The sequence below is a fragment of the Mesorhizobium sp. B2-4-2 genome (assembly GCF_006442845.1).
In the GTDB taxonomy this organism is placed as follows: Bacteria; Pseudomonadota; Alphaproteobacteria; order Rhizobiales; family Rhizobiaceae; genus Mesorhizobium.
Genome location: NZ_VFVM01000006.1, coordinates 372,449 through 382,127, shown reverse-complemented (window position 1 = coordinate 382,127; position 9,679 = coordinate 372,449). Strand labels below are relative to the sequence as shown.

Below are 9,679 nucleotides of genomic sequence, written 5' to 3'. Positions count from 1 at the left end.
AAGCCGAGCGTCAATCCGAAACCCGGAATGACGCTCGGCTGTCGAAACCGCCAACCCGCCCGAGCGGGTGCTGTGATCATATCGTCCTGAATATCGACTGCTTACTGGGGCTTGTAGATCTGGTCGAATATACCACCATCGCCGAAATGGTAAGGCTGTGCTTTCTTCCAGCCGCCGAATTGTGGGTCGTCGATGGTGACCAGCTTGATCGGCGGTAGCTTGGCCAGGTCCTCTGCCGACACCAGATCGGGCTTGGCCGGACGATAGTGGTTCTTGGCGATGATCGTCTGCGCTTCCTTGGAATAGAGCCAGCCCAGATAGGCTTCGGCGACCTTGCGCGTGCCCTTGGCATCGACATTGGCGTCGACCAAAGCGACCGGCGGCTCGGCCAGGATCGAGGTCGGGGGATAGACGATATCGAAATTTTCGGCACCGAACTCGTCGAGCGCTAGATAGGCCTCGTTTTCCCAGGCAATCAGCACGTCGCCCAGGCCCTTTTGCGCGAAGGTCACCGTCGAGCCGCGCGCACCGGTATCGAGCACCGGAGCGTTGGCATAGAGCTTGCCGACGAACTCCTTCGTCTTGGCCTCGTCGCCACCGTCATTGGCGTTGGCATAAGCCCAGGCGGCGAGATAGTTCCAGCGTGCGCCGCCCGATGTCTTCGGGTTGGGCGTAATCACCTGGACGCCGTCCTTGACCAGGTCGTTCCAGTCGTGGATGCCCTTGGGGTTTCCTTTGCGGACGAGGAAGATGATGGTCGAGGTGTAGGGTGCCGAATTGTTCTCGAATTTCGTGCGCCAGTCCGGATTGATCTTTTTCGACTTGGAGACGATGGCGTTGATATCGCCTTCGAGCGCCAGCGTCACCACGTCGGCGTCGAGGCCGTCGATCACGGCCCGGGCCTGTGCGCCCGATCCACCGTGCGACTGCTGTATGGTGACCGTTTCCCCTGTCTCGGCTTTCCAGTGAGCGGCGAAGGCCTCGTCATAAGCCTTGTAGAGCTCGCGTGTCGGATCGTACGACACGTTGAGAATGGTGGTATCGGCGAACGCGAAACCGAGCGTGCCGAACTGGACAGACGTGGCGACCAGTGCGCCGAGCAGTCTCCTGAAACGAGGTTTGGTCATTTCTGCCTCCGTTGAACCCACGTCAAATCTACCGAATTGGTAGAATTTAGATGCATTAAATGTTGCCTTTTTTGTCGTTTTGGAGAAAATCTTGGACCTGATTTCGCGGTGCGGAGAAACATTTTCCCTCAAACGTCCCCTTGGCGAATCCCCATCGACCTATCTAGGAACAAGCGGTGCCGAAGCAAGGCTGTGGCATTTGGTCGGCACGCTATCCGGCTGGACTGGGAAATCGAAGCGCTGCTTGGCGGAGGGATCGTGGTTCAGCGTGAAGGTGCCGCCATTCGCGTGCATAGTTCTTGAATCCGGCCGAGTGCATCGCGCCGAGCAGCAGCTTGCGGTTTGCCGTCGCTTCGCTTGCGGTACAGGAAAATTGTCCGTTCCGGCGTAACGGATATCTTGGCGGATCGAGGGGCCGGCAACGCGGACGAAGTCGGCGGGCAGGGCGTCGGCGCGGGCTGGGAGGAGATTGCGGGTAAAGGAACTGGCGTCGCGAGTATTGTCGCGAGGCGCCGTACCTCAGGCGAAGAAGCGCAATCCCCTGAATCGCTTGCGCAATCTTATTCAACAAACACCTTCACACTTGCCGCGCGTCCCGCCGCATCGATTACGGTCAAGGTCGAGTAGCCGGTGCCGTCCGGTTGCCATGTCGCGGTGCGCCGGCGGTCGATGCCGGTCAGCGGCTTGCCGTTGGCCAGCCAGCGGAACGGCGCGCGCCCGCCTTGCAGCTTCAGTACCAGCGGCGAGGCGTCGGCCGAGTTGGTGGCGAGATCGACGCGGGCGCCGTCGGGCGGAAAGATAATGGTCGGCGCGGGCTCTGTGGGGGTCGAGGCCTGAACCAGGCCGTCGGACCCGGCGCCGAAGCGGGCAAGCGTCACAGGCAGGTCGTTACGTCGAGGAGTGAAGGCGCCGGGGGGCTTGCCCGGCAGCGGCACGGTGGCGAGACCCGAGCGGACAAAGCCCTCGAACAGAATTGGGGCTGCCGACACATAGCCGGACAGGCCAGGCACCGCGCCTGCATCGGCCCGGCCGACCCAGACGCCCAGCACGTAACGGCCGTCGAAGCCGACCGACCAGGCATCGCGGTAGCCATAGGAGGTGCCGGTCTTGTAGGCGATGCCGCGCTGCAATGCACCCTCGGGCGGCTTGACGCCCGACAGAATGTCCATGATTTGCCAGCTCGCCTGGTCATCGAGGATGGTCGCGGTGGTGCGCTCGGCATCGGCCGGCTCGGTGCCATCATGCAGCGTGTGCGTCTTGCCGCCATTGGCGAGCCCTGTATAGAGCTGGACGAGATCGCGCAGCGTAATCCCAACGCCGCCAAGGCCGATGGCCAGGCCCGGCGCCTCGTTGACCGGCAGGATCGGGTTTACCCCAGCCTGGCGGAATCGGGCCGTCAGCCGCGCGGGACCGACCGCGTCGAGCACGCGGATCGCCGGCACGTTGAGCGACAGTTGCAGCGCCTCGCGGATGCTGACGTCGCCCTGATAGCCCATATCGAAATTCTTCGGCCGGTAGCCGCCGAAATCGGCCGGGCTGTCCTCGATCAGCATTTCCTGCGCCACCAGTCCCTGTTCGAAGGCAAGACCGTAGATGAATGGCTTCAGCGTCGAGCCCGGCGAACGCACGACCTTGGTCATGTCGATCCAGCCGGAGCGGCTGGCGTCGAAGAAATTGGCCGAGCCGACTTCGCCCAGAATATCGCCGGTGCGGGAATCGGCCAGCACCATGGCGACGGAGAGACGCGCCCCAAGCTTGGCGGCGGCGTCGCGCGCTACCTGTTCCAGCCCTTCCTGGACGCTCTTGCGGATCGTCAGCTTGAGCGGCTGGCCGGGAACCGCCTTGGGCAGCATCGCATAGGCGGCGTGCGCGGCGAGCGCCGGCAAGCTACGGCGCAGGCCAGACACATCGTCGAGCGCGGCGCGCGCGGCCTCGCGTTCGCCAAGCAGGCCAGCCGAGGCCATGCGGGACAGCACGCGGTCGCGGGCGGCGTGCGCGATCGCGAGGTTGCGGTCGGGCCGGCGCTTCTCCGGCAGCTGCGGCAGGGCGACGAGAAGCGCGGCTTCCGAGACGGTGAGCCGCTTCGGCTCCTTACCGAAATAGGCGAGCGAAGCGGCGCGCACGCCTTCGAGATTGCCGCCATAGGGCGCCAGCGTCAGATAGCGTTCGAGGATCTCGTGCTTGGACAGCCGCCGCTCGATCTGGATGGCGCGCAGCATCTGCTTGAGCTTGGAGCCGAGGCTGCGGCTGTCGCGCGGCTCGATCAGGCGGGCGAGTTGCATCGACAGCGTCGAGCCGCCGGACACGATGTGGCCACTGGTGGCGAACTGGCCGGCGGCGCGGGCAAGCGCCAGCACATCGACGCCTTCATGGTTCCAGAAGCGCTTGTCCTCATAGGTGACCAACATGTCGACGAACTGCTTGTCGACCTGGTCGAGGCGGGTTTCGAGCCGCCAATAGCCGTCAGGCGTGGCGAAGGCGCGCAAAAGCTGGCCGTCGCGGTCCTGGACTTCCGTCGAGACGGTAAGCTTTTCAGGAAGCGGAGGCGGGAAGGCGCGGTCGAGCTGCCACAGGGTAGCGGCGGAAACAGCAATAACAGCCACCAAGGAGGTGCTAGCGATAGCCGCGCGGCGCAGGAATTTTCTTGAGGGCATGGCGCTGCCCCTCATCCGCCTGCCGGCACCTTCTCCCCGCATAGTGGCGGGGAGAAGGGAGCTGTCGCAATCGTCGGCGCCTTTTCTGTAACGTTGAAAATTGGCGAAAGCCTTGGTGCAGGCCCCTTTCTCCCCGTCACTAAACGGGGAGAAGGTGCCGGCAGGGCAATGAGGGGCAGCGCAAACTTCACGTTCATGTCCGCCTCGACACCTTACGGCGCCTTGACCTCCATCATGCCGGTGGCGGTACGGGCCGAATATTGCGGCCGGTACATATCCTCCACCGTTGCGGCCGGATGGGCGTAGATGCCCGGCGTCACGGCGCGCACGACATAGGCGAGCGTCAGATTGTGGTCGTGGTCGCCGTCGCTGGGGTTGAAGGCGGCGACGAAACGGTCGTCGCGGAATTCCAGATGCGCGGCGTCGGTCTGCGCCAGCCAGGAGAAGTTCGACAATTGCGCGCTGGAGACCAGGCCGGGATTGTCGATCTCGAAGCCGGCCGGCAAAAGGTCGGTAATCAAAAGGCGCGAAGGCCAGTTGTTCTGTTCGTTGACCTTGAGCACGACGACATAGCGTTCGTTCTGGGTTGCCTCCGTCACATTGGCTTCGGTGCCGTCGAGCTTGTAGTAGGTGCGCTCGATAGTGAAGCCGTCACCTCCCGCCGGCAAGGGCTGTACCGGCGACGCCACGGTGGTGACGACGGCCTGCAGCGGGGTCTTGCCGGTGTTGGCGATGGTGAGCGGGCTGTCGGCCAGATCACTGCCGTTGACCTGGCTGGAATAGCCGCCGGAATGCGGCGCGCCATTGACGGAAAGCGTGATCGAATCATTGCCTTCCTTCAATGCCCGGGCCGCCAGCAGCATCCAGGATTCATCCTGGGTGCTGGTCCAGCGGACCTCGGCGCGTTGTTTGGTCACCAGCTTGATCAATTCCGGCACGATCGTCGGCGCCGGTTTTGATTCCGCCGCCAGCGCCAGCATCGCGGCGCCGTCCCGCAGCGCCGAGCCATAGTCCGACCGATAATAGTCATAGTCCGTGCTCGACTTGGCGAGCCGCAGCGCCGTCTGGAAGGTCGCTTCCGAACGCTGGGCGTCGCCATAGAGCGCCAGGCTCGCCGCCAGCTGGGCGACAGCCATCGGGCTGGTGAAGGCCTCGAGCTGGGTGTCCGCGTAATAGCGCAGATCGCCGATCGAGGCCTTCTTGTTGCGGGCGAGCACATAGAGCGCGTAGGCGATCTCGCTGCCGCGGTCCTGGACGTCCTGATCGTACCCAAGCGAGTTCTGAAGATTGCCCAGTGCCTGGTTCATGGCGAGCGCCGGCACGTCGTATTTCTGCTCGCGCGCCCTGGTCAGGAAGTCGGTGACATAGGCGTCGAGCCACAGATCGCCGGAGCCCGGGCCCCACAGGCCGAAGCTGCCGCCCGAAGCCTGGTGGCTCAGCACCTTGTAGATCGCGTCCTGGATGCGGCCACGCAGCTCGGGATCGCTCTCCATGCCGACGCCCGAGGCCATTTCGTTGACATAGAGCAGGGGCATCGCCCGGCTGGTGGTCTGCTCGGCGCAGCCATAGGGATAGCGGTCGAGCGTCATCAGGAGCGAAGGCACATCGAAGGCCGCCGCCTGCGAAACGCCGACACTGACCGAAGCGCCGTCGAGCAGGCTTGCCGCCAAAAGCTCCTTGTCGACGCGCAGCGCGCCGCCATCGCCCTTGAGGTCGACCACCATGCGGGTGGTGACCGGCAGTTGTGCCGGACGGACCGGCACGTAGAACGTCTGCTCGACCTTGGTGCCATCGGCGTGCGCTAGCTTGATGGTGAGCGAGGCATTGCCTGCCGTCTGTGCGATCAGCGGCACGGTCAGGGTCTGGCGCTTGCCCTGCGCTAGCGTCAGTTTCTGGGGCAGGGGCTTGTCGCCCGTCGAGAGGTCCCCCGTCGTGTCGATCGACAGCGCATAGTCGCCGGCCGGACCGTCGGTGTCCGCAATGTCGAGCCGCATGACGGCGGCGTCGCCGGGCGCCAGGAAGCGCGGCAGGCCGGCGGTGATCACCACCGGATCGCGCACGATCACGTCCGACTGGGCGCGGCCGACCGCTTCCTTGGTCCAGGCGACGGCCATGACGCGAACCGTGCCGTTGAACTGCGGAATATCGAAGTCGACGCGTGCTTTGCCGTCGGCATCGAGCTGCACCGGGCCGGAGAAGAAGGCGACCAGCTTTTCGGTCGGCGGACTGCCCTGCGCCTGCATGTTGGCGCCGTCGCCGCCGGTCCTGAGCTTGCCCATAGTGCCGAGAGAGCCGTCGATCAGGCGGCCGTAGAGATCACGGATTTCCATGCCCAGCATGCGCTGGCCGAAGAACCAGTTCTCCGGGTCCGGCGCCTTGTAGTTGGTCAGGTTGAGGATGCCGACATCGACAGCGGCGACAGTGACATAGGCATTGCTGCCCGGCTCCACGCCGGCGACCGCGACCGGGATCGACAGCTGTTGGCGCGGCATGGTCTTGTCCGGCGGGGTGAGGGTGACGGCAAGCTTCTTCGAGCCCGGGTCGACCTTCAGCCATTTCACGCCGATGGCGCGGGCCGGCATGCGGCTTTCCTGCGCGTCGCCAGGTCGGAACAGGGTTGCCGTGACATAGGCGCCGGCGCCCCAGTCGTCGCCGACCGGGATGTCGACCGTGCCCCCGCCGGCCGGCACCGACGCCGTGACGGTCTTCAACAGCTTGTCGGAACCGATGTTGACCAGAAGTTCGCCGGCAAAGTGCGGCGAGACTTTGAGCCTGGCCACTTCGCCGGCGGCATAATTGTCCTTGTCGAGGGCGATCTCGAGACCATCAGGCGTTTCGGTGGTGGTGGAGGAGACATACCAGCCGCCATCGAACTCATAGCTGGTCGCGGGTCCTTCCGGATCCGCCGTCTCGACCTCGAGCCGGTAGCGGCCCCAGTCGACCGGGATCGACACTGTCGCCTCGCCGTCGGCGCCAAGGTCGACCTGGCCATTGGCGATCGATTTGGTGAAGGTGACGGGTTCGTAATTCCATGAGTTGTTGGAGCGGTACCACTGGTAATTGCGCTCGACCTTGACCAGCGACCATTGCGCACCTTTCAGCGCCTCGCGCTGGCCGTCGGGGTCGACGGCGATCAGGCTGAATTTCGCCGTGCCGCCCTGCGGCACTTCATCATCGGCAAAGTCCGGCCGGATGCCGATCATGTGGCCTTGCGGGCGGATGCCGATATTAAGCGAGCGCTCGATTGCGCGGCCGCCGGTCTCACGCATACGGACCGTCACCTTGGCGTCGATGAGCTTCGTGGTCGACGGCAGTTGCTCGACGGAGACCGGGAAGGTCGCCTTGCCATCCTCGCCGACCACCGGAAGATCGGTGAACGGGGTGACGGTCGGTTCCGACGACTGCTCGTCGGCAAGGCCAAAGGAATAGCCGTTGAAGCGGTCCCAGTCACGCGCGGTCGACAGGGTCAGTTCGCCTTCGAGCGCGAGGCCAGCAGCCGGTGCGCCATAGAGAAAGCGGCCGTCGACGGTGATGTTGGCGGTTTCGCCCTGCGCGATCTCCTGCTTGTCGGCCTTCATGTCGAATTCGATGCGGTCCGGCACAAAATCCTCGACCAGGAACATCTGGCTGGCGACGGCCGGTTGCTTGGGATCGGTATAGATCGATACCGACCAGGTGCCGCGCATGGCGTTTGGCTGGAGCGGCAGATCGACGGCGTGCCCGCCGGCTGACGCGCCATCGCTGACGACGCGGCGATCCTCGACGCCGTCCGGGCGCGAGAAGATGAAGGTCAGCGGCAGGTTCTCGACCGCCTTGGCGGCGCCGTCACGGGCAAGAGCCGCAACATGCACCTCCTCGCCGGCGCGGTAGATGCCGCGCTCGGTCCAGGCGTAGACATCGAGCGCGCCCGGCGCTGCGCGTCCAGTGACGCCGCGGTCGGACAGGTCGAAACCGGCGCGGGCCATGTCGAGGAAGACAAAGTCGTTATCGCCCTGCCTGGCCATCAGCACGGCCGGCACCATGCCGCCGTCGCCGCGCGTCAGGCCGGGATTGAACACGGCATGACCATCGGCACCCGAAGTCGCGGTGCCGAGGATCTCGTTGTTGCGGGCAACCAGCGTCAGTTCGGCGCCCGCTATCGGCTTGGCGCTGCCCAGCGAACGGGCATAGACATTGAGCCCGTCCTGACCGGTATAGGTCGAGAGGCCGATATCGGAAACGACGAACCATTGCGTGGCCATCGAGTTGTAGTCGTCGCTCTTCTCGCTGACAGCCTGGGCAGTCAGCACATAGACGCCGGGCTTGCGCCGCGGCAGCGCCTCGTCGACCGGGAAGGAGGTGGTGACCTCCTTGTTCAGGTCGTTGGCGATGTCGAGCTGGCCTTCCCAGACCGGCTCGCCCATCTGCTCGGAAATGTTTGAGATGTCGTAGCTGTCGAGCTGATGCAGGAACTGGTAGCCGGACAGAAGCTGGGCCAGCGAGCGGTCGCCGATGCGATAGAGCTTCATCTCCGCGGCGTTCATGTTGACGGTGACGACGGGGATGCCGCGGCGCGCACCGGCCGGCAGCACGAAGCTGTCGCCGGTGAAGCGGGCCGAAGGCGCACGGTCCTGCACGTAGATCGACAGCACGACGGGCGCGGCGGTCACTTCGCCGATGGCGGCCGGCAGGCCGGCGCGGAAGGTCACGTCATAATGCTGGCCGTGTTCCAGTCCTTCGACGCAAATCTGCTTGTCCTTGGCTTCAACGCCTTTGGGCGGCTGGTTGTCGACGGTGACGAATTGTGCGTAATCGACGCCGGTCTTGACCAATTCCTCGGAGAATTGGGCGCAGATGCGCGGGGCGCTGGTGTCGGCATCGACGGTGTGGTCGATGACGCGGAAACCCTTGCGAGCCTTGAGATCGGAATAGTCGGCCTGGACCGCAGGCGAAGGTACCAGGGCAAGGCTGGCTTCATAGGCCTGCAGGGCGGGGCGATAGAGGTCGCGCTTGTCGAGGCCGGAGCCGATGAGCGCCAGCGTCTCCGCCCGCGTCCTGGCTGTACGCAGGAGCTTGTAGGCATTGAAGGCGGCCGACGTACCGTTTGCCGGCAAGGTGGAGGCCTCGGATGTGTTGGCCGCCGGCTGCACGGCAAGCGTTTCGCGCGCCAGGTTGAGCCAGAGTTGGCCATCGTCGGGCATGACAGAGACCGCGGCCTCGTATTTCTGCATGGCAGTGCGATGATCGCCGGTGAGCACCGCCTGCTCGGCCGCCGTGGTCAGCGCGGCCATGCCCTCGGTCGGCCTGTCATAGGCCGGGCCGAGCAGCCGGTTACGGTATTGCTGGGCCTGGTCAGCCATCCAGTTGGGGAAGAAGGCGAGTTCCGGCGGCGCGCCGATGTCGGGGTCGCCGTCGATATTGACGACCTTGCCCGCGACCGCGCCGTTGAAGGGCTTCAACTGGTTATAATCGGATTTGAGGAAGCACCATTTGGCCTTGGTGTTATAGGTGAAGGCGCGGCAGGCGGGATCGCCCAGGCAGGTGGTCTTGCATTGATCGAGCGTGACGTTCTGGTCGGACCGGAGGTCGAAACCGAAATAGTCGGAATTGTCGGTCGTTGCGACTCGCCGTGCTTCGGCCGCTTGCGCGACGTTACCCCAGGCCAAGACATTGGCCCAGGCGAAGAAGAGAAGGATCAGGAAAGACAGACGACGAGCCGCGCGCATTGCCATAACACCCTCCAGACAATTTGCAGACGTCCGGGCATGTTCAAGCTTCACTCAGGCTTGTCAACATGAGGACGCGGCAGGGTTCCGCCTGCCAACGGTTTCCTTTCCGGCCAACAGCCGGTAGTACCTCCATAGGACAGGGGATCACGCATTCTTGCGGCAATGCAAAAGGTGTGAATTCCAAGCCCGT

Annotated in this window: 3 protein-coding genes; all 3 read right to left on the bottom strand. The window is 64.4% G+C overall.

Annotation, left to right across the window (positions count from 1 at the left end; translation table 11 throughout):
- Positions 1–101 precede the first annotated feature (101 nt).
- The 3 genes from FJ942_RS16820 to FJ942_RS16800 all read right to left on the bottom strand — a co-directional run bounded on the left by FJ942_RS16820 (position 102) and on the right by FJ942_RS16800 (position 9,492).
- Entirely contained in the window at positions 102–1,127 is a 1,026-nt protein-coding gene (locus FJ942_RS16820) for a sulfate ABC transporter substrate-binding protein (protein ID WP_140521250.1), read from the bottom strand.
- A gap of 560 nt (positions 1,128–1,687) precedes the next feature.
- Positions 1,688–3,781: a penicillin-binding protein 1C gene (gene pbpC, locus FJ942_RS16810; RefSeq protein WP_140516692.1), complete on the bottom strand. Its 2,094-nt coding sequence runs from the start codon at positions 3,779–3,781 to the stop codon at positions 1,688–1,690.
- 212 nt (positions 3,782–3,993) lie between these two features.
- Positions 3,994–9,492 (bottom strand): alpha-2-macroglobulin family protein, encoded by a 5,499-nt coding sequence (locus tag FJ942_RS16800; RefSeq protein ID WP_140898263.1) that lies wholly within the window; start codon positions 9,490–9,492, stop codon positions 3,994–3,996.
- Positions 9,493–9,679: the final 187 nt, after the last annotated feature.

What these genes read in the sequence shown, in the direction of transcription:
- FJ942_RS16820 (WP_140521250.1), bottom strand. Translation starts at nt 1,127, where the DNA reads ATGACCAAACCTCGTTTCAGGAGACTGCTCGGCGCACTGGTCGCCACG.
- pbpC (WP_140516692.1), bottom strand. Translation starts at nt 3,781, where the DNA reads ATGCCCTCAAGAAAATTCCTGCGCCGCGCGGCTATCGCTAGCACCTCC.
- FJ942_RS16800 (WP_140898263.1), bottom strand. Translation starts at nt 9,492, where the DNA reads ATGGCAATGCGCGCGGCTCGTCGTCTGTCTTTCCTGATCCTTCTCTTC.